Annotated in this window: 18 protein-coding genes; 10 read left to right on the top strand and 8 right to left on the bottom strand. The window is 57.6% G+C overall.

The window, feature by feature from the left end; genetic code table 11:
- Nucleotides 1-310: 310 nt before the first annotated feature.
- Nucleotides 311-1,012: a matrixin family metalloprotease gene (locus tag D0851_RS00515; RefSeq protein WP_117616879.1), complete on the bottom strand. Its 702-nt coding sequence runs from the start codon at nucleotides 1,010-1,012 to the stop codon at nucleotides 311-313.
- 482 nt (nucleotides 1,013-1,494) lie between these two features.
- Between D0851_RS00515 and D0851_RS20730 the strand changes: the two genes are divergently transcribed.
- Nucleotides 1,495-1,629 carry a hypothetical protein gene (locus tag D0851_RS20730; RefSeq protein WP_264756457.1) on the top strand — a complete coding sequence of 45 codons (135 nt, stop codon included), beginning with the start codon at nucleotides 1,495-1,497 and terminating at the stop codon, nucleotides 1,627-1,629.
- Between the two features lie 229 nt (nucleotides 1,630-1,858).
- On the opposite strand, the gene D0851_RS00505 is transcribed toward D0851_RS20730, so the two are convergent.
- The 4 genes from D0851_RS00505 to D0851_RS00490 form a co-directional block, all read right to left on the bottom strand.
- On the bottom strand, nucleotides 1,859-2,272 hold the full coding sequence (locus D0851_RS00505; protein ID WP_117616877.1) for a PRC-barrel domain containing protein: 414 nt from the start codon (nucleotides 2,270-2,272) through the stop codon (nucleotides 1,859-1,861).
- A gap of 223 nt (nucleotides 2,273-2,495) precedes the next feature.
- Nucleotides 2,496-4,487, bottom strand: a complete 1,992-nt coding sequence (locus tag D0851_RS00500; RefSeq protein ID WP_117620221.1) for a hypothetical protein — start codon at nucleotides 4,485-4,487, stop codon at nucleotides 2,496-2,498.
- Nucleotides 4,488-5,057: 570 nt separating this feature from the next.
- A complete protein-coding gene (locus D0851_RS00495) occupies nucleotides 5,058-6,167 on the bottom strand; it encodes a histone deacetylase (RefSeq protein WP_117616876.1) in 1,110 nt (369 codons plus the stop codon).
- Between the two features lie 28 nt (nucleotides 6,168-6,195).
- On the bottom strand, nucleotides 6,196-6,726 hold the full coding sequence (locus D0851_RS00490; protein ID WP_227539384.1) for a GNAT family N-acetyltransferase: 531 nt from the start codon (nucleotides 6,724-6,726) through the stop codon (nucleotides 6,196-6,198).
- Nucleotides 6,727-6,918: 192 nt separating this feature from the next.
- Between D0851_RS00490 and D0851_RS00485 the strand changes: the two genes are divergently transcribed.
- The 6 genes from D0851_RS00485 to D0851_RS00460 all read left to right on the top strand — a co-directional run bounded on the left by D0851_RS00485 (nucleotide 6,919) and on the right by D0851_RS00460 (nucleotide 13,551).
- The gene (locus tag D0851_RS00485; protein ID WP_227539383.1) at nucleotides 6,919-7,212 is read left to right on the top strand and encodes a hypothetical protein; all 294 of its coding nucleotides are present in this window, start codon (nucleotides 6,919-6,921) and stop codon (nucleotides 7,210-7,212) included.
- 38 nt (nucleotides 7,213-7,250) lie between these two features.
- Nucleotides 7,251-8,537, top strand: coding sequence for a cation:proton antiporter (locus D0851_RS00480; protein WP_117616875.1), 1,287 nt, complete (start codon nucleotides 7,251-7,253; stop codon nucleotides 8,535-8,537).
- Between the two features lie 54 nt (nucleotides 8,538-8,591).
- Nucleotides 8,592-9,611, top strand: coding sequence for a sodium:calcium antiporter (locus D0851_RS00475; RefSeq protein WP_117616874.1), 1,020 nt, complete (start codon nucleotides 8,592-8,594; stop codon nucleotides 9,609-9,611).
- Between the two features lie 142 nt (nucleotides 9,612-9,753).
- A complete protein-coding gene (locus tag D0851_RS00470; RefSeq protein WP_117616873.1) occupies nucleotides 9,754-11,943 on the top strand; it encodes an OsmC domain/YcaO domain-containing protein in 2,190 nt (729 codons plus the stop codon).
- Nucleotides 11,944-12,030: 87 nt separating this feature from the next.
- The gene (locus D0851_RS00465) at nucleotides 12,031-12,504 is read left to right on the top strand and encodes a hypothetical protein (RefSeq protein WP_117616872.1); all 474 of its coding nucleotides are present in this window, start codon (nucleotides 12,031-12,033) and stop codon (nucleotides 12,502-12,504) included.
- Between the two features lie 75 nt (nucleotides 12,505-12,579).
- The gene (locus D0851_RS00460; protein ID WP_117616871.1) at nucleotides 12,580-13,551 is read left to right on the top strand and encodes a surface lipoprotein assembly modifier; all 972 of its coding nucleotides are present in this window, start codon (nucleotides 12,580-12,582) and stop codon (nucleotides 13,549-13,551) included.
- Nucleotides 13,552-13,561: 10 nt separating this feature from the next.
- Here D0851_RS00460 and D0851_RS00455 read toward each other — a convergent pair whose 3' ends face one another.
- A complete protein-coding gene (locus D0851_RS00455) occupies nucleotides 13,562-14,896 on the bottom strand; it encodes a S8 family serine peptidase (RefSeq protein ID WP_162893652.1) in 1,335 nt (444 codons plus the stop codon).
- Between the two features lie 126 nt (nucleotides 14,897-15,022).
- Here D0851_RS00455 and D0851_RS00450 point away from each other — a divergent pair, with 126 nt between their 5' ends.
- A complete protein-coding gene (locus D0851_RS00450) occupies nucleotides 15,023-15,514 on the top strand; it encodes an RNA polymerase sigma factor (protein WP_117616869.1) in 492 nt (163 codons plus the stop codon).
- Nucleotides 15,511-16,233, top strand: a complete 723-nt coding sequence (locus D0851_RS00445) for an anti-sigma factor family protein (protein ID WP_117616868.1) — start codon at nucleotides 15,511-15,513, stop codon at nucleotides 16,231-16,233. The genes D0851_RS00450 and D0851_RS00445 overlap by 4 nt, the downstream gene beginning before the upstream one ends.
- Before the next feature lie 16 nt (nucleotides 16,234-16,249).
- Here the strand turns inward: D0851_RS00445 and D0851_RS00440 are convergent, their stop codons facing one another.
- Nucleotides 16,250-18,325, bottom strand: a complete 2,076-nt coding sequence (locus tag D0851_RS00440) for a dehydrogenase (protein WP_117616867.1) — start codon at nucleotides 18,323-18,325, stop codon at nucleotides 16,250-16,252.
- Nucleotides 18,326-18,487: 162 nt separating this feature from the next.
- On the opposite strand from D0851_RS00440, the gene D0851_RS00435 reads away from it, so the two are divergent.
- On the top strand, nucleotides 18,488-19,501 hold the full coding sequence (locus D0851_RS00435; RefSeq protein WP_117616866.1) for a class I fructose-bisphosphate aldolase: 1,014 nt from the start codon (nucleotides 18,488-18,490) through the stop codon (nucleotides 19,499-19,501).
- Between the two features lie 47 nt (nucleotides 19,502-19,548).
- Here D0851_RS00435 and D0851_RS00430 read toward each other — a convergent pair whose 3' ends face one another.
- Nucleotides 19,549-20,571, bottom strand: coding sequence for a tRNA dihydrouridine synthase (locus D0851_RS00430; RefSeq protein ID WP_227539382.1), 1,023 nt, complete (start codon nucleotides 20,569-20,571; stop codon nucleotides 19,549-19,551).
- Between the last annotated feature and the right edge of the window lie 111 nt (nucleotides 20,572-20,682).

Genomic DNA, 20,682 nt, shown 5'->3' with positions numbered 1-20,682 from the left:
CCGCTCGGAAACCCCCAAACATCCCCGATGGGGTTTTCCAGCAGCCTGTCGGACTTAAGTGATCGTCACGAGCAAGGTGGGAAAGCGAGCGCAAATTTTTTGGAATTTGAGGCGCATAGTGGTTCTATGTAACGAAAAATCCGGAAAATTTGAGCCGCTTTCCCACCGGCACAGTAGATCAGCCTTAAGTCCGACAGGCTGCTGGGATTGAGCAAGCGTAAGAACCGGTTCAGCGACACCAGTGATGCTTCCGATGCGTTTCAGGACAATGGAGCCTGGGCTTATAGGTAGGTCTGGGTTACAACTTGTGTTAAAGCGCTGGCTTAAAGAGATGGGGGTCGGGGCCGTTGGCCAGTTGGCCATCATTGGCGCCACGCCCATAGAGCCGCTGGACGCCGCGCAGATCGCCGGGCTGCAGCTCGGCGAACGCTTCGGTATATCGAAACCCCATCACTTGCCCGGATGGTCCTGGGTGATCCAGGCCAATGGCGTGACCGATTTCATGAATCAGCGTATAGCGGATATCGTAGACATCGTTGTCGCCGTCAAACCCGACCTTCCACTTGTGGTCGGGGTTCAGGCACACGAGGGACTGGTCGATGGCGCGCACGCCCTCTTTCTCATCGGGCCCGTAGGACACATTGGCGAAAGCCTGCATGCGCGGCTGACCTTGTGCACCGAGAATGATATCCGCATCCCGGATATCGGCAACCCGGTGGAATGAGAGATCAGCAGCGCGTTCCCAAACCCGAAACGCCTCTTCCGTCTCCCGCACCAGCCTCTCGAAGGGGATATCCTGCCCGGAAAGCGCCTTCATCGGCGCCAGATCACGACAGTTGCGCGCATCATCGAACCGCAGCGTCTCGTCGGCAAAGGCGTAGCTGATGCTTGCCCCTACCCCTAATGTCTGCTCGCCCCACTTGACCTTGTAGCCGTCCAGTTCAAGTAGCCGATAACCGCCTTCTCCGTTATCGGCAGACGATGGAAGCGCCAGTGGCAGGAGAACGGCCATTATCAACGTTTGCTTGAAAAGGCGTGCAGCCGTGACTGTTCGCACTGCAGTCTCCGAACAGAGATAACTGAAAACACCGGAATCGACCCAGTCAGAGCGCTTTTTTGAAGGTGCGTGGGGACTCAGGTACCGGACAACGAGTAGGTGCACCACCGCACCGACAAAGCCTTCGCTTATGCCCAAACCAGATGGGGCATTCCCGCGATATCAAGACTCGAGTCGCCAGGTAAGGTTACTGACAACCCCAAGACGTGTCGATCGTAGATTGGTAAGGAAATGTTGTTCGGAAAACGACCATCCCAGCCGGGTAAAGGCAAACAATCCGGTCAATGAATGCGCGCGGCGTTCGATCTGCGCACGCAGCAAGCCGGCCCTATTTTCTCTTTTTTTACTCTGTGTGATAGCGAACAGACCAGATAACACTAATAACCTATTCTGTGCCTGGATGAGGCGAAGGAACAGCCTAAACAGGACGTTACATCATGCGCCGCAAGGACGAGGGCGCAACCAGGATTCGGGATTTGGAAGCCAAGGAGGTGCGCGTGAACAATATCATCTATATCGTCGGTGCCGTGGTTATCGTTTTGGTGATTCTTTCCTTTGTTGGCATTGGTTGAGTTGGGTGCCTTTAAAGGCCCCTAATAGCAGAATGGCTATGGACCCTCCAAGAGCCTTTTCTCAACGGCCTCGCCCCCGGCGACGGCCGTTTTTTCTTATGAAGCCAACAATCTGCTTTACCACTGTCCGGTTTCCGGATATCCAACTCCTATATTGAGGATGAAGCAGACAGCAGAGGCTTTCGCCCCTGCTGTTTACTCATCCGCCCCCTAAATGAGGGGCCAGGTTTCACTTCTGCTTTTTATACTCCGGTGCAGAGAGCAGAGCGTCACGGCTCTCGTCAATCCGCAGTTCCTGCTTATCAGCAGTGCCGGATTTCATCACTTTATCCCAGCTAATCGCCACGTTTTCCTCACCGGTGGTTTTAACCTCAGCACCAATCAGCTTGCTCGCGTGCATACCATTAGCCGGGGCAGCGTCCATATAACTCCGGCTCTGCATGCCGGCCTGGTCGTTCATTTTCTTGTCAGCTTGAAGATTCGCGGTCGTTGACTTGGTCGCGTCCTGATCCTGCTTGTAACCCTGCTGTCCCTGGGAAACCTCCGAGCCAGTCGTTGGCTGGGCAGCAAGTACTACGCCTGAACCTAACGCTATGGTCGGTGTAACCAACACATAAAATGCGAATGTATGTAATCTTTTCATAGGATTCTCCATCGAATTGGGTATGCAAGTCAGACAAAATGTCCTGGATAGGCGGTACGGGGCCGCTCCCTCAGAAGGAGTCAGTATCGAAAATGTTATCCAAGGTGTACTCTGAATAACCGGGCCAGTCATCCGCTCTGATCTCCAGGAGCCTGCCCCATGCCTCAGGAGTTTTTGAAGGTAAACCTGCTGGCATGGGGTAAAGAGCTATGTGTCCGGCGTCTTACTCATAACTTGCAGCCCAACTGGTGCGGCCGAGCTCTGTGGCGCGCGCAACGTCTGTTTCCGGAACCACCGACCTGTCCCCCAGTTCTCTCGGGTCGTAATGAAATACACACAAACGCGAAGCAAACTCTGCGAATGGCAGCGACGCTTCGCCATGGCGCTCACCATTCTTTTCGGTTGAGCAGCTAATGCCCTGGCCCCAATCCTGGCCGCTGTCGTTATTGGGATTGAAAAAGTAGGTGCGCATCTCGCCGTGGCTATCAAGGTTAACCCGGATGATTGTTATGGCATGGCGTCCAACGAGTCGCCCTCCACTATCGGTTACCGCGATGCCGGCGGGTTGCGGATGAATAACGGGAATATTGCCGTTGAAATACGGGTGATAGCAGGCATAGAAGTGGCGGATGAACTCGTCGTACTCATGGATCTTCCCTGTCTCCCGACTAATGACGCTTAGAAAGCCATGCCCTACCCACCAGCCATACATTTCCGGATTGATCCAGCGATGCAGGTCGTCATCGCGTACCCCGCATAGTCGCCCCATTTCGGCATAAATCCGGTCAAGATGAGGTGTCAGAATCAGTGAAACCGGATCGACATCGGTTGGAGGTTCTTTCGCAAGGCCTGCTTCCAGGTGTTGCGAGGTGATCGTTTGGCCCTCAAAGCGCATAACGACATCGTCATCACGGGCGGCCCAGGCCACCAACTGCAGCAGAAAATCGGCGTCGTTGAACGACCACATGGAAAGGCCGATGACCGATTGGCAGGTCGGGTTATTACCCTGGCCAACACCCAACGGCTGCCCCAGAAGGCTCAGTATACCAGCCAGCAAATACACCCTTGGAGGGTGCGCATCACCGAAAACTGCGCTCAGTCTGTCGGACGCCGCTTGGCACAATTTCAGTTCGAGTTGCCGCCACAGGCCTGCAGCTACTGGAGGTGTGAACAGAGAGCCGCGTTCAAGAAACATAGCCAGGCCATAGACAGCCTGACTGGTTTCCGGATGAACAACTTCGTCAATCAGTTTGAGCACGATCTGACGATAGCTTTGGAGGACATCGTTGCCGGTGATACTCAGGCCCAATGCCAGAGGTATCAGGTCATCCCGGTGTCCCCGCAAGTGTCGTAACAGCATAGGATGATAAGAGGAAACCATGCCCGTATCATGCATCGCGCTGGCAAAGCCTTGCGCCTCTTCAGCTAACGCGTGTTCGTCCATGGCGGCCAGACGTTCGCCGTAGATCGCAAAGCCCGGATCATCGCGGCAGCCTATCGTTGGACCGAACAAAGCGCTGACAAGACGAGCGGCTTTGTCCATGCCCGATGTCTCGATTGCCGGATCAAACAGGCATTTGGCAATCTGGCTGACCATCTGCTTGATGCTGTCTGTTTGTATTGGGCGCTGGGCCAGCAGACGGCGTACTTCATCCACCAGGCTGTCGAGAATACTCTCATAGCCAAGCCTGTTGAGCAGGTACTGGTAGAGCAAATTGACGATGTGTCCAAGCCCTTGTGGCCGCTCTCTATCCGCTTCGCTCATCTGACCTGATAGCAGGTCCAGGTTCAGCGCGGTCACTTGGGTCAGAAAGTTTCTGGCCTGTTCCGCTGAAATTCCGGGGTGGCGATAATCACCCATGGCCACGGCAAGCAGGCGAAGCTCACTCAGGGCTTCGATGGATGTATAGGCCGGAGCCCCATGCCGTAACGTTCGCACGGCCAGCGCAGGCCGCAGAATGACAGGCTGGTCCCAGTCACTGTTGGTAAATACGCCCTTGGCTTCCATCGCCGGTACCCGAGCGTACAACGCGTCTAGTCCGTCGGGCGCTTCTATAACATGAAGTGCCGCTTCCAGCACCTCTGTATTAGGCGCCTCGGGGTCGCTCTGGTGCGCAAGCGCAAGCTGCTCCAGGGCCTCGTCAAACGCCTCTACAATGGCGTTGGTGTCGGGATCGGAACCGGGATTAGCCACAATAATTTCCTTGCCTGCCATAAGCCGTTTGGGATCACCCAAAGATGCTCTTAAGGCGTGTCGGAAGCAAATGATTCCAGGGCTTTCGTTTCTATTTAGTGCCCATCCAGAAACTAACTACGGACAGTATTTTAAGAAGCTGTCAGGTGTCTGCGATGTCGGGGGCTTGCCACAGCCCGGTTTTTACTGCGATCCACTCCGGATATGCAGGTTAAAATTGTGATGAAATTATTACTGAGCCTTCAAATTATGGAATCGCGTTCGTTCCGGTTTCTGGTTGATTCCGGCGGTCATGGCCAGCGTGGTTTTCTCGATGACGTTGGCCGCCCTTTCGCAGCCTGTCGGACTTAAGTGATCGTCACGAGCAAGGTGAGAAAGCGAGCGCAAATTTTTTGGATTTTGAGGCGCATAGTGGTTCTATGCAACGAAAAATCCGGGAAATTTGAGCCGCTTTCCCACCGGCACAGTAGATCAGCCTTAAGTCCGACAGGCTGCTGGTGTCCCGTCTCAGTTGGGACCCCGTTTGCACGGCCCTTCAGCCGTATAAACGAAAACATGGCTGATTCGCACATATAAAGGACAGCCTGCAGGTTATTCTTCTTCCTCATCGCTGAAAGCAGAGCGGTGGAATTCTGCCGCATTTTCTGCTTCCCTGACGCCCATTTCCCAGACTTTCGGCACGTCGCCGCCTGCCAGCGTCTCAAGCACCGCATGCACCCCTTTAGAAAGCGACGTCAGGCTGTAACCGCCTTCCAGAACCAGTGCCAGTCGTCCTTCACAGTGCTTTTCGGCGATCTCCTGAACGATTCGGGTGATCACCCGGAAGCCGTCGTAGGTCAGGTTCAGCGCCATATCGTTACGGTGTGGGTCGAACCCGGCCGAGACCAGCACAAGATCCGGTTTAAAGTAATCGGCAGCAGGCACCAGAATGTCGCGAAAGACTTTCTCAAAGGCAACGTCACCCGCAGTTTCCGGCAGCGGAACATTGATGGTGTAACCCTCCCCGAGACCGTCACCGACCTCCTCGATGTGGCCCGAACCCGGATAAAAGGGCGCCTCGCAATGGGTGTCAAAGAACAGCACATCCGGCTCTGCCCAGAAGATATCCTGGGTACCGTTACCGTGGTGGGCGTCCCAGTCAATGATCAGGATACGTTCACAGCCCAGTTTGGCCTGGGCATGGGCCGCCGCTACGGCAACGTTGTTGAGCAGACAGAAACCCCGAGCCCGCACCGGCTCAGCGTGATGCCCGGGGGGGCGCACCAGGGCGAACGCGCTATTGCATTCACCCTTCAAGACACTTTCTACGGCAGCAATGGCATTTCCGGCCGCTGCGGTGGCCGCGTTAATGCTTTCCGGTGAAACGGCTGTTGTATCCTTGTCGAGCCAGGCACGCTTGCCCGCCAGTGAAAACATGTGATCCAGGTAGGAGGCGGTGTGTACTCGCGCCAGTTGGTTGTACATTGCAGAGGCGGCTCCGGTCCTGACCTGGACACCCTTTATGGGATGCTCATCGAGGTACGCCTTGATTGCAGTCAGCCGGCCCGGATGTTCCGGATAACTCCATTTGAAATCCAGCCCCTTGAGAATGGACCTGACGCGCTTTTCCACCCGGCTGGGCATGAACGGCAGATCCACCTCAGGGTTGTGTCCCAGCATTACCTCATCATAAAACACATGTACACTGCGATCGCCGATCATGAGACCTTCCCTTTCTTTGTCATTGCCACTACGCCAGGGCTTGTTTCACCGTTGAGGTGAAAGCCGCGGCGCGAATGCCCGTGGGCCTGAAACCCAATTTGGTCCACGCGGCCCTGGCCTCTTCGTTAGAGGCGGAATATTCGAGAATCAGCTCGGGAACGTTGTGGCTCTCCGCAAACGCCACCAAATCCCGAAGCAGAGCTTTAAAAATACCGCGATTCCGGAATTCGGGCTCGACCCAGACATCATCAATCATTCCCGACTTGAACTCCACTGGCTCAGTCTGCGCCCAGATGCCCTGGCTACTCCAGACATAAACGTAGCCCATTCCTACCAGTCCTGCCTCGGTACTATCTGCCACAACCAGGTGTTTATCCTGAGCCTTCAAAGAGGAGCTCAAAGCCTTGAGAAGCCGTTTGCGCTCGCTCTCCCTGAGATCCTGCGGTTCTTCCCCTGAGACATGCAGCGCCAGTTTGACGAGGAAGCCTACCATTAACGGGAGGTCCTCTTCCCGGGCCTCCCTTATGACGAACCCGTTATCAGTTTTCTTTCTGCCCATAAATAACTCCTGTAACCCCATCGCGCAGAGCAAACCGAGGAACAATCGGGGCCGGCTTCGCCTTTTCCAGACAGGTACCAATCCGAGACGCTATCAGTAGTCTAGTCGCTCTCCATACCCGGGACAAAAGTCCGGTCCCTGGAACTGCACTTGGCATAGAATCCGGATCATCCAGCGGGTAACAGCGCCGATATGCCAAATGGCCGGTGGTGGTGGGTGGGCTACCTTGTGGTCACCCACCCCGGCATCATTAGTGACTTTCTCGCCGAGGTACCGGAAGTTCTGGGCTATTCGGTATGGCTGGTGCAGTTTCTCGGCTGGCTGGTGATACTACTGCCGGTGCTGTACATCGGCAGTTGGGTAATGCGGCTAATCGTACGGCCCACCATTGCTGTGCTGAGTGGCCTGGTTGCTGGATTGTCGCGGCTGAACCGGCGTAAATCTCTCAACCGGATCGACTGGCAGGCCGGAACCAGGCATCATTGAAAAAAACAGTACTACAACATCTTCATTGGGGAACTAGCTTGACCGTCGCCCTCTGGTTTGTATTGATCGGAAGCCTGTTGATCATGATCGGTCTGCGGTCATCCCTTCTGAAGCGTTACCACCTGACACCGACGCTGGTCTACCTGGCTGTTGGCGTTGCCCTGGGACCGACAGTGTTTGGTGCCTTTCATTTCAACCCGCTGAAACAAGCGCATTTTCTGCAAGTACTGGCCGAAGTCGCGGTGCTGGTGTCGTTGTTCATTGCTGGCATGAAGATGCCAGTCTCATTCCATTGGCGGGAATGGCATGTTCCCGTGCGGCTCGCATTTGTTTCCATGACCATCAGTGTCGCCCTGACTGCCGTTTTTGGTTACTACGTCCTGGCCCTGCCTCTGGGGGCGGCCATTCTTCTCGGTGGCATTCTGGCGCCCACCGACCCCGTGTTGGCGACGGAGGTTCAGGTTCGGCATGCGGGTGATAAGGACCCGTTGCGATTCACCCTGACCAGTGAAGCCGGCATGAATGATGGCAGTGCCTTCCCGTTTGTCATGCTCGGGCTGGCCCTGATTAGCGCCCCGGCAAGTTTTGAACTGCTGGGCACCTGGGTGTTGAAGGACGTATTGTGGTCGACGCTCTCTGCCCTGGTTGTTGGGCTGGTGATGGGGCGATTGTTGGCGCAAATTGCACATAAACAACGCTTTCTGGAAAGCGAGGGCCCGTTGCTGGATGACTTTCTTGGTCTGGGCTTGATCGGAGTGGTTTATGGCATCTGCCTGGTGCTTGATGCCTGGGGGTTTCTGGCGGTTTTTGTGGCGGCTATTTCTCTCCGGCAATCGGAACTCAGACTCGCCGGTGAAAACGCCTCTGACCATAACGCTGACGCGGTATCCGAATATCCTGATGACACGGCGAGACCGAAGCCGCAACTGAACCCCCAGGTGTCCCAAGGTTCCCTGCTTTTCAAGGAACCCCTGGAGCGGCTCTCAGAACTGGTGCTCGTTCTGTTACTGGGCGGAATGCTGTTTGTTAACTCCTGGAGCTTCAGAGCCGTCGGCTTGGCGCTGTTCCTCTTTGTAATCGTTCGCCCTGTCAGCGTTTTCCTCGGCCTGCTGGGTTCCGGAACCCCGTTCAGGCTGCAGATGCTGGTCGGCTGGTTCGGCGTGCGCGGCATCGGCTCGATCTATTACCTGATGTTCGCAATCGTCTTTGGCCTGCCGGAAGAGCTCTCCGTAGAGTTCATCCACATTACGCTGGTTGTTATCGTGCTCTCGATCATCATCCATGGCATGACTGCCAGGCCGATGATCCTGAAATGGTGGCCGTAAGAAGAGCTGTGTGTCAGGCTTCCGGGTGGTGCAAGCAACCTTACGAGGCCCTGTGTGTTTCCCTCCCTGACTACCGGCATTATCGCTTTTGTCATTGCTTCCATCGTCATTGTTACCGCCGGCAGCCGGCTGGCGCGGGTGGCGGATGAACTGGCTGATCGAACAGGCCTGGGTGAGGCGCTGTTCGGGATCTTTCTGCTGGCAGGGGTAACCTCACTGCCTGATTTCGCCGCCACGCTCAGCGCAGCGATGGATTCCAGGCCCGACCTTGCCATGAGCAATATTATGGGCAGCATGGCGGCGAACCTCGTTTTTCTGGGTATTGCGGATATCATTTACCGCAAGGCCAACCTGGAACACGCGGCCGCCTCTCCCACCAACCTGATGCTGGCCGCCTTGCTGATCGTACTGCTGACGCTGCCGCTGCTGGCAATCGCCAGCCCGCCGGTTTCCCTGTGGGGAGTGCATCCGATCACACCGGTGATTGCCGCGGCCTATCTGTTCGGGCTGCACCTGGTTCGCAGCACTGACAGTAAACCCATGTGGTTTCCTCGTCTTACCCATCAAACCGTGCCCGACACGCCCGAGCATTATCTGCGTGGCGGCCTGGCCCAGGCCTGGATCAGTTTCATCGTGCTGGCTGCAGTAACAGGCGTTGCCGGCTGGGTACTGATGGAAGGTGCCAAGGTCATCAGTGACGAAACGGGCCTGTCCGATACCCTGATTGGAGGTCTGTTTACAGCGCTCGCCACATCTTCGCCCGAACTGGTCACTACCATTGCAGCCATTCGCAGGGGCGCTCTCACCCTCGCGGTGAGCAACATCTTCGGCACCAACTGCTTTAATATGCTGGTAATCGCTTCCGCCGATGTGGGCTACCCGGGCGGTTCCATCTATCACGACATCACGCCAATCCAGATGACCTGGGGCCTTGTAACCATTCTGATGACTGCAACGCTGCTGATGGGAATGGTGCGGCGCCAACTATATGGCATTGGCCGGATCGGCTTTGAGAGTGCACTAATACTGACGGTTTATACCGTGGCGTTAGTCATAGTGATAGTGAGCGGATAGTACCGGTTGATCAACGAGGGTGCGTGAGCAGGCATTGAATCATCCGTAGAAGACCGACCAAGACGAACGCCTGCAAAAACTGGATAATGGCCGCCATTAAAAGCCATGGCGCGCCAAATTCTCCGATCCAGGTATTCTTGTAATGGAAATCAACGTCAACTTTCTCGAGAACCTCAGGCTTGAAGCCAGGTTTGACGATTTCACGGTCGTGACCGACCAGCCCATCCGCTATAAGGGCGACGGTTCGGCGCCCAGCCCGTTTGATTACTTCCTGGCTTCCTCGGCGCTGTGCGCGGCCTATTTTGTTCGGGTTTACTGCCTGGCGCGGGACATACCCACCGAGAACATCCGGCTGTCCCAGAACAACATCGTCGACCCGGAGAACCGCTACAACCAGATCTTCAAGATTTCCGTGGAGCTGCCGGAAGACATCTCCGAGAAAGACCGCCAGGGCATTCTGCGCTCCATCGACCGTTGCACCGTGAAAAAAGTGGTACAGACCGGCCCGACCTTTGAGATTGAAACCGTCGAGAACCTGGACGCCGATGCCCAGGCGCTACTGATGACGCAACCGGAATGCGGCAGCCAGACCTTTATCGAAGGTAAGGACCTGCCCCTGGAGCAGACCATCGCCAACATGACCGGCATCCTTAAAGATCTGGGCATGAAGATCGAGATTGCCTCCTGGCGCAACATTGTGCCGCATGTGTGGTCCCTGCATATCCGCGATGCGGCCTCGCCCATGTGCTTCACCAACGGCAAGGGCGCCACCAAGGAGAGTGCCCTGTGCTCAGCACTGGGAGAGTTTATCGAGCGGCTCAGCTGCAACTTCTTCTACAATGACCAGTTTTTCGGGGAAGCGATTGCCAGCAGCGAGTTCGTCCACTACCCGAACGAAAAATGGTTCAAGCCGGGACCGGATGACGAGTTGCCGGAGGGCATTCTGGATGATCACTGCCTGGCCATCTACAACCCGGATGGCGAGTTGTGCGGCTCCAACCTGATCGACACCAATTCCGGCAAAGCCGAGCGCGGAATCGTATCCCTGCCCTTCGTGCGCCAGTCCGATGGCGAAGTGGTGTATTTCCCCTCCAACCTGATCGAGAACCTGTTTCTCAGCAACGGCATGAGTGCCGGTAACACCCTGAACGAGGCAGAGGTGCAGTGCCTCTCGGAAATTTTTGAGCGGGCGGTGAAGAAGCAGATTATCGAAGAGGAAATTGCCCTGCCGGATGTGCCCCGGGAAGTACTGGAGAAATACCCGGACATCCTCGAAGGCATTGAAGCCCTTGAAGCCCAGGGCTTCCCGACACTGGTGAAAGATGCCTCCCTGGGCGGCCAGTTCCCGGTGATGTGCGTCACCCTGATGAACCCGGGAACCGGTGGCGTGTTTGCCTCCTTCGGTGCCCACCCGAGCTTTGAAGTGGCCCTTGAGCGGAGCCTGACCGAGCTGCTGCAGGGTCGCAGTTTCGAAGGTCTGAACGATGTGCCAGCGCCGACGTTCAACAGCCTCGCGGTCACCGAACCGAACAACTTCGTGGAGCACTTCATTGATTCCACCGGGGTGGTTTCCTGGCGTTTCTTCAGCGCGAAAGCCGATTACGACTTCGTCGAGTGGGACTTCTCTGGCACCAATGTGGAGGAAGCTGCGTGTCTGTTCGGAATCCTCCGGGAGTTGGGCAAGGAAGTGTATGTCGCAATTTATGAGGAACTGGGCGCACCGGTCTGCCGGATTCTGGTACCGGGGTATTCCGAGGTGTATCCGGTCGAGGACCTGATCATGGATAACACCAACATGGCCCTGGACTACCGGGAGGACATCCTCAACCTGCACCGTCTGAATAATGAGCAGCTGGCCGATCTGGTGGAGCGCCTGGAAGCCAGCCAGCTCGACAACTACATGACGATCATCACCCTGATCGGCGTGGAGTTCGATGAGAACACCGTGTGGGGCCAGCTTACCATCCTGGAGCTGAAAATCCTGATCTGCCTTGCCCTGCAATGGCATGAGGAAGCGCTCGAGTTTGTCGACATGTTCCTGCAGTTCAACGACAACACCGTCGAGCGTGGCCTGTTCTACCGCGCGATGTATGCAGTACTGGAAGTCACCCTCGGCGACGACATGGGGCTGGGCGACTACCTCACCAACTTCACACGCATGTTCGGTGAGAAAACCATGGAGGCCGTTGTGGGCTCGGTGGATGGCACCGTACGTTTCCATGGCCTGGAGCCCACCAACATGAAGCTGGAGGGGCTTGAGAAGCACCAGCGGTTAATCGAAAGCTACAGGAAACTGCATACCGCCCGTGCTGTAAAAGCCGGTCTGCGATAATTTCCGGATTTTTTCTGGAATAAATCCTTACCTGGTACGTCCTCCTGATGAAAGCAACCCGAAACGGGAAAACAGGAGGACGTAACCATGAAAAAACACCTACTGACACTCGCAATCTGCTCACTTCTGTCCACCGGCGCCTTTGCAGCTGAAGGCGCTGCCAGCGCCAACGCAAAAGCGGACGCCAACATGAGTGCCGAAGCCAGCACACAGAACGGCGTTTCCGCCCAGGGTGGCGCATCAGCCAGTGCCCAGGGCAATGCGGATGGCAAAGCCGCCCGGGACGAAGCACGCCAGAGTGCCAGCCAGGCCATCAGCGCCGGTGTTGAGGCCGGTCAGCAGGTACGGAGCACAGCTTCGGCAACGGCAACCGCCGCCAGAGGCGAGGCCAATGAAAGAGCCGATCAGGCGAAAGACCGGATCAACAAAGCCCGAAACGCCGGGATCCGCGCTGAAACCAATCAGCAGATCGGCACGTCTGTCTCCGACAGCGTTAAAAGCGAGGTCCGGAATTCCGTGCGGAGCACTATGAAAGGTTCCGCCAGCGGTGGGCTGCTTTAAGAAGTCCGCAAAATCCGGACAGCCGGGCCTTTCTGGCCCGGCTCCTTTTTTCCAGCTCAGGAGGAACACACAGCCATGCAGCTTACGCGACCCGCCCCGTATGTCGTCTCGGTTTTCAGCCTCATGGTACCCCTTGCATCTTCTGCCGGGGCCGTCGATCAGGCGGCTCTGAACGGCCACCTCTCAACCGGTTTCGAGCAAGACAGCAATGTCTCGGTCGATGACCTGAATGCCGCCTCGAACAAAAGTGACCAAGCCTGGGTTTTTGATGCGGGCCTCGAAGGCGTGCTGAAGCCAGTGGAGCGACTGAGTCTTACCCTCGGATATTCCCTGTCCGGCAATCGCTATCAGAATCTTGACCAGTTCGACCAGGACATTCACCTGCTCTCTGCAGACCTCAGTTACGATTTCGACCCGGTGACCATTGGAACCAGTTATCACTACTCGCAATCTACCCTCGGCTCAGAACCCTTCCTCGATTTCCGCAGGGCCAGCGCCTACCTTGGCAGTCTCATCGGTGACGACGTGTACCTGTTGGCCAGCCTGCAGGAAAAGCAAAAAGAGTATGGGCAGAGCAACGCCCGCGACACAGACATCCGAGGGGCGAGCCTGGATTCGTTTTTCTTTTTCAACAACGCCCGGAGTCATTTCCTGATCGGCCTGGACTACAATCAGGAAGATGCCCTGGCGGACGCTTTCGACAACGATCTCTGGCGTGTCAGGGCGGTTTTGCTCAACCGGTTCTCGCTGGGCGGCGAGGAGAACCGGTTTCGCCTTGGCTGGAGGTATGAAACCCGGGAGTATGACCAGCCTGCGGTCTCTGCCTCCAATCCCTTTCTGGACAATCCGTTCACTGGCGATTTCGTGGATGCGTCAACCAGCCGTCGGGCGGAGCGGGTCCATGTATTTGAAGCCAGCTGGCGAATTGGCCTGAATGAGACCTTCAGCCTAGAGCCCTCGGTATCGCACGGTATCTACCGGTCGGACGAGGATTCGACCGATTACACGCAGACCATTGCCGGCCTGACGTTCAGGGCGGGTTTCTGACCACGGCTGTTCAATACGGCAGGAAACCGAAGCCAAACAGACTGTCACGACCAGGCTCACCCAGATCCTGGGCCTGGTCAATCAGCGCCGCCAGAGCCGCCTCTGAATCACCACCACTAACGCCACAGGCCAGGGCAGCCGTAACCACGGGAGCCGCCAGCGAGGTTCCGCTATCCGTTATCACGCCACCGTCTGGATGGGGAACGTCAACCGCGACACCATGTGCCGCAAACATCACCTGTTCTCCCCGGTTTGCCCACCGGAACAAATCGCCCGTTCGGGACGCTGCGGTAACACCCACGACCTCGGGATAGGCAGCCGGATAAAGTGGTGGCGCGGCAGGCCCCTCATTGCCTACCGCAGCAACCAGCAACGTACCCTGTTCCCGCAGCTTTCTGACCGCGGCGGCCAACAGCAGGTTATCCGGGCCGGTAAGGCTGATATTGATCACGGGCAGTTTCTGAGTAGCCAACCAGTCCAAGCCCTCCAGCAGATGCCCCAGCGTGGCACCGGAGAGGTCTTTCGTTCGGCGGTAAAAAACCGAGGCGTTAAACAGGGTTGCCGCTGGCAATCGGGCCTTCCCCGGTTCGCCCCTGCGACCAACCATTTGGCCCGCGACCGCTGTACCATGCTCCGTCACAGGGGCGAGGTCTCCCCTCCCACCCTCAGTCGACAAAAAACGTTGCTCCATGATCCGGGCATCCTGAAAAGCGGGATGTTCGGTTGCCACCGAGGTGTCAATCATTCCTATCCTGACGGGGCCCTCACACAGGCTTTCACCCGGGCTGGCCTCAGCCTCTCCCGGGTACTGGGACTGGCTAATCTGTGGGCTGTAGACGTGATTACGGTCCAGGCGGTCTGCCAGTCCTGGCAGAAGGGTTCGCAGGGTCTCGAGTGAGTCCATGTCGGCACGAACCCTGAATCTCGCGACCATCATGCCGAGCCCGGATAACGTCGTCCGTTCCAGAACCGTAATCCCGGGACGATCCAGGCCTTCAATCTCCTCCGCTGTGCCTGTCACCAGCCATTGCCGCTCTACCGCCCTGAATCCATCCTTGAGCGCGACATCATTGAACGCTTTGTGCCCCGTTGCCGTGTAGACAGGCAGGACCTCGGGCAACGTCTTGAGGCTGCCCTTGAGGGAGTCAGTCTGTTTCTTTAAACGGTTATCGATTCGCCGGTTTGCTGCCCGCTCAACCAGGCGCTCTGCATTTCTCTCCACCTGCCGGCTGATGCTGCCGGCCGGGTTGTCCAATACCCCGCCTCCGGTCAGCGCCACCCCCGGTATCGGCGCGCAGAAGAAAACCACAACAGACAAAACCGTCGGTTTGAAAACTGGCTTCATTTTTACAATCCAAATTCCGGAACGTTTCATTTACTCTAACGGCCCGACCTGAAAAAAATTCCATCCAGCATGGAATAAACCGTTTGCCAGATCGTCTATCCGGTAACTCCGACTCAAAAGAGCACTATGCAACAGGAAATCACCGAACTGCTACCAGGTCTTCGAAGGTTTGCCTACTCGCTGACCGGCTCAATGGCAGATGCCGACGACCTGCTCCAGAATACCGTTGAACGACTTCTGACGCGCGCCATGCCGGGTGATGTTGATCTCACCAAGTGGGCCTTCCGGATATGCCGCAATGTCTGGATCGACGAGTGCCGGGCCCGAAAGGTTCGCCGTGAGGCCGCCGAGCAGCCGGAACTGAGCGATGGCCTGGTGACCAATGGCGAACACCAGACAACCAAAGAAATCGAGTGGAATCGGGTGGATTCCGCCATGTCGCGGTTACCCGAAGACCAGCGCCAGATCATTTCCCTTGTCGCTATCCAGGGCATGCCCTACAAGATGGTGGCGGAAATACTCGAGGTGCCCAAAGGCACTGTCATGAGCCGGCTGGCCCGCGCCAGGGCCGCACTGAGCGAAGCTCTGGCTCCTGCAACCTTGAGGACCGATTCATGAAGATTACAGACGAAACCCTTTCAGCTTTCCTTGACAGTGAACTCAGCCCAACCGACATGGCCGCGGTCAGGGAACAACTCGCCGTTGACCCCTCGCTGGCTGACCGGTTGGCAGAGCTGGCAGCCGTGGATTCGGAACTTCAAGGTCACTACAGCTCAATTGATGACCGTCCCTTGCCGGCAGCCGTGAGCAGGATGCTGGCAGAAGAAGACCAGAGGACCGCATCGCGGGCGAATGATAATGTAATCGCATTTCCATGGTGGCGGAGACTGCGCAAGCACTCCGGCAAAGCGATCGCCGCAGCCGTGGTTGCAGGATTTGCGATGGTGCAGTGGCTGACACTGCCATCTGACGGCAATCCTGCGTGGCAAGCGGTGGCTGAGGTACTGGAGAGCCAGCCCAGTGGCCAGGCGTATTCCGTCAGTGACAATGCCATGCTGACGCCCCGTTTAACATTTCGCAGCCAAACCGGAGAATGGTGCCGACAGTTCGGGCTCGATGCCGGAAACACTGCCTCGGAGCAGATTGCCTGCCGCACGCAATCAGGCACCTGGGAACAGAGAGTTCAGGTAGAAACCGGCCAGCCAGTTACTGCGGACGGCTACCAAACCGCCAGCGGTGGGAGCCTTCTTGACGACCAGCTCGACCAGATGATGTCCGGGCCACCGCTTGGGCCTGAGGCCGAAAGCGCATTGCTTGAGCAGCAATGGAAACGGTGATCATCAGCGGCGTGCGTTACGCCGGCGTGCTTGATCCTTCCGCCTGATCCTCTTTGCTGGCCGCCAGAACCCGAACCCGTTCGAAGTCCTCCTCGGCAAAGACTCCGTTCACTCCGGAAATGGCGGCGAGCTTCATGCCATGTTTCAGGCCCAGCCTGTAGATCTCCCTTACCTTCTCCCACTCGATATTCCGGCCCAGGGTGAAGTTCTCAAAGCGCGCTTCCAGCGCCAGCACCACGGTTTCCGCCAGGCAGGCATAGGCGATCCCTTTGGGCAGGCCGATGTCTTTCATGCGCACCTCGCCCGGTAGCTGGATCTCGCCGGATTCAATCACCAGTACATCTGGGCGCTTGGCCACATCTTCCGCGGGAATATCCAGCGGCCGGGCCACGTCGGTAATCACGCAACCCGGCTTCACTTTCATGATGTCCAGGATACGTTTGCCAGCGCCGGAGGTGGCGGTCACGATCATGTCCATGTCTGCCAGATCGCGCTCCGCGGAACCGGCAACGTGCACAATGGCGCCTGGTGTTTCCTGCTCAATGCTTTCCTTCAGTGCGAGCAGCTTCGCAGGCTCCGGCGCTGCGAGATAGACTTCGTCCACTGCCTTGGCCAGCAGGCGCGCGCAGACAGACCCAATGGCACCGGTGGCGCCCACGACCATGGCCTTGCCGGCTGCTTTGCCACTAGGGCCGATACTGACCCGCCCTATTATCTTCATGGCATCATGGGCCGCCCAGAGGGCGCCGGAGGCACTGTAGCTGTTGCCGGTGGTGATCGGCAGCGGCGCCCGCTTGGCCACCGTAATACCGGCATCACCCACGACCTTGGTAAACGCGCCGAGGCCCATGATCTGGGCACCAAGCTTTTTCGCCAGTTTTGCCGCCTGCAGCAGCCTTGCGTAGGTAAACTCCGGGCCGTGCGCCATGATCTCCCGGGGCGTGCCACCGACAGTAATCAGCCAGCCCTCCACTTCATCGCCCGTGGGTGACCTGATGCCGGAAACCTTCGAGTAGATAAACGGCGGTGTATAGGCCACGGCCTTCTCAACCAGATTCATCACCATCGGAGGCGACACATTGGCAATCCAGTCCAGGGGCGGCGTCTTGGTGAGGTACTGCTGCGAAAGCGGGTGGATCACAAAAGCGAAGCGGTTCACCCGGCGGTATCCGTTGGGGTACAGAATTCTGGGCTCGATACCAAGGCTCTGGATCACATCCAGATAGTCATCCGGCCCCAGTTGCTCCGGCGTCCGGGAGAGCGCCGCACTGATCATCGCTTCCATCACGTTGACCCCAACCGGCCGGCCTTCCAGCCAGGGGCTGTAGTCCACCACCATGGCCACTCGCCTGGAACGCATCCAGTCAAGGGAGGACTCAGTAACCCGAGACGTGATTACGGTTTTGCCATCCAGCTCTTTCTGGCTGAAGTGCTCCAGGTCTCCGATAGCCGCCACAATCACGTGGGCTTCGGACACCGCGTGATGCAGGGAACCCTTAACAAGACCCTCTCCGAGGCGGTACAGCGGTGTGCGCAGAATGGTCTCGACGGTTTTCACCGCCGCAGGCCGGAACATGATGGACGCGGTCAGCGAGGTGTAGGTTTCGAGCTGTTTCAGGGACGTAAGCAACCTTGGCACGCCGAAATCGGTGTAGGGGTCGGCAAAAAACAGGTTTTCAGTGTGTTCGGATAACGCCCTGGCAATGCGATAACCCGCCTGCCCGTTCATGAAGACCACCCGGGCGTTATCAAAGAAATGCCCGAGTCCGGACTGGGTGTGGCGCACCGCCCACTCCTGCAGAATACCCCGCAGGCCCGCGCCGGTTGTGACCGGCTTATCCGGAACGCAGGCCTCCAGCCGGGCGGTATCCGGGTGTTCAAGCTGTTCCCGGCCCACCTCGTAGTGGTCGTGAATCATGCTCAGGCCGATGGCGTCTGCCTGGGAATGCACCGATTCCAGCACCGCTTCCGCCCGGGACAGATCACCGTCTGTGCCGATGCGGATAATCCGGAAAGGCTGGCCCAGAAACTCGGTTTCCAGATCGTAATCGTATTCGGATGATCCCTGGCTGACACTGACAACGGTTTTCATACTCAGGCCTTCCCTTTTCCTGTTGTTATTAAATACAGCCTAATGCAGTACCTCGGTCTCTGCCTTAGCCCAGATCAAATTCCAGACCGCTATTCAGCGTCTACAATTAGGTGGCGGGCCGAACGACCACTCAGACTGTTACGGATCAATCAGGAGCTTACTATGACCATTCAGGAAGAACTGAACGCCACCGTCCGGGAACTGGTGCAGCCGGGCAAGGGAATTCTCGCCGCCGATGAGAGCCACCCCACCATCGCAAAGCGCTTCAAGGCCGTTGGGGTTGAGTCCAGCGAAGAAAAACGCCGGGAGTACCGCAGCCTGATTTTCTCAGCCTCGGGTCTTGGGGAGTTTATCAGCGGTGTGATTCTGTTTGAGGAAACTCTGGGCCAGAACAGCCTGGACAATGTGCCCATGCCAAAACTGCTTGCCAGCAAGGGCATTGTGCCGGGCATCAAGGTGGACAAGGGCAAGCAGCCCCTGATTAACGCTCCGGGTGACGAGATCACAGTTGGGTTGGATGGCCTTGAAGACCGTCTGGAAATCTACAAGCACCAGGGCGCCCGGTTTGCCAAGTGGCGCGATGTGTTCCACATCTCGGACACCCTGCCCTCGCGGCAGGCCATAGAGGCCAATGCCGAGGTTCTCGCCCGCTATGCCGCCATCTGCCAGTCCCTGGGTATCGTGCCGATTGTGGAGCCGGAGGTGCTGATTGATGGCAACCACACCATCGAGCGCTGCGCGGAAGTGAGTGAAGCGGTGATTCGCGAGGTCTTCCACGCCCTTTACCGCCACAAAGTGGCGCTCGAACAGATGATCCTGAAGCCCAGCATGGTGACACCCGGCAAGGAAACCCCGAACGCCTCCCCGGAACAAGTGGCAACGGCAACCCTTGGTGTTTTTCGTCGGGCGGTGCCAGCAGCGGTGCCGGGCATCTGCTTCCTCTCAGGAGGCCAGACCCCGGAAGAAGCCACCATCAACCTGAATGCTATGAACAGCATGGGCGCCCAGCCCTGGGAACTGAGCTTCTCCTACGGCCGGGCCCTGCAGGAGCCAGCCCAGAAGGCCTGGGCCGGCAACCTGGATAACGGCCCGGACGCTCAGGCCGCACTGATCAAGCGCGCCCGCCTGAACGGGGCCGCCCGCTCGGGCAAGTACCGGCCAGAGATGGAAGACTGATTATCCCCGGCCGCGAGTCAGGCTGTTCTTCAGTTGCAACCAGAGGCTCAGTCGGCCGCACCATTAAACGCCATGGTGCGGCCCGTCAGCGATGATACCGGTCGGCAGCCCAACGCTGGCACCCGTCCTGGCTGCTTCAGGCAGGCCATCATGGGGGCCACCCGGCGGATCTTGCGGGCCTCTGGCCAGAGGGCTTCAGCCTCGGCGAAACCCTGGCGCAGGAAGTTGAGCCATTGCTTGATGCGGCCGGTCACGTAGCGGTCTTCCAGCCAGCCCTGCAGAATCGTGGCGTACTCACCAACCAGGGCCACAGCTTCCTGCCAGGTCATATCCGGTACTGTTTCGCCCTGCTGGCTTGCCTTGATCTGCCGGGCCAGGTCTGGCCGCGCAATCAGGCCACGGCCGATCATCACATCGTCGCAACCGGACACCTCACGGCATCGCCAGTAGTCCGCGACGGTCCAGATCTCGCCGTTGGCAATAATATGGGTGTTCACCGCTTCCCGTGCTTGGGCGATTTCCTCCCAGTAGGCAGGCGGTTTGTAGCCATCCACTTTGCTGCGGGCATGGATAACAATCTCTTCCGCTCCGGCCGCTTCCAGGGCCTGGGCGCAGGCCACGCCCATGGATCGATCGTCATAACCCAGGCGCATCTTAGCCGTTACCGGCACCCGCTTTGGCACGGCCTGGCGCACCGCAGCCACAATCTCATGCATCAGCTCCGGCTCACGCATCAACACGCACCCTCCCTTGTGCTTGTTCACGGTTATGGCCGGGCAGCCAAAATTGATATCCACCTGGATCGCGCCAAGTTCCGCGGCACGCACGCCATGGCGGGCCATCTGCTGCGGGTCTGAACCCAGCAACTGGACAGCCACGGGCGTGCCCACTTCGGTGAGCGACTGGTTATGAAGTTCCGGGGCGTATTTGTAGAATACTCTCGGCGGCAGCATGCCATGGGTTACGCGAACGAATTCCGTCACGCACCGGTCAATCCCACCGACCTTGGTCAGTGTTTCACGGATAGGTGCGTCGACCAGCCCTTCCATCGGGGCGAGAATGATTCGCATGAGTGCTCCAGCAGAAAGAGGGGCTGTTGAGGGTGAGACTGATCAATAATCAGACGGAGCGGATTGTAAGGAATTTGGCGGGAAGTTGGTAGACGGGCACCCCGGTACCGG

Source organism: Marinobacter sp. Arc7-DN-1 (assembly GCF_003441595.1).
Lineage (GTDB): Bacteria > Pseudomonadota > Gammaproteobacteria > Pseudomonadales > Oleiphilaceae > Marinobacter > Marinobacter metalliresistant.
This window is presented reverse-complemented; position numbering and strand designations above follow the sequence as displayed.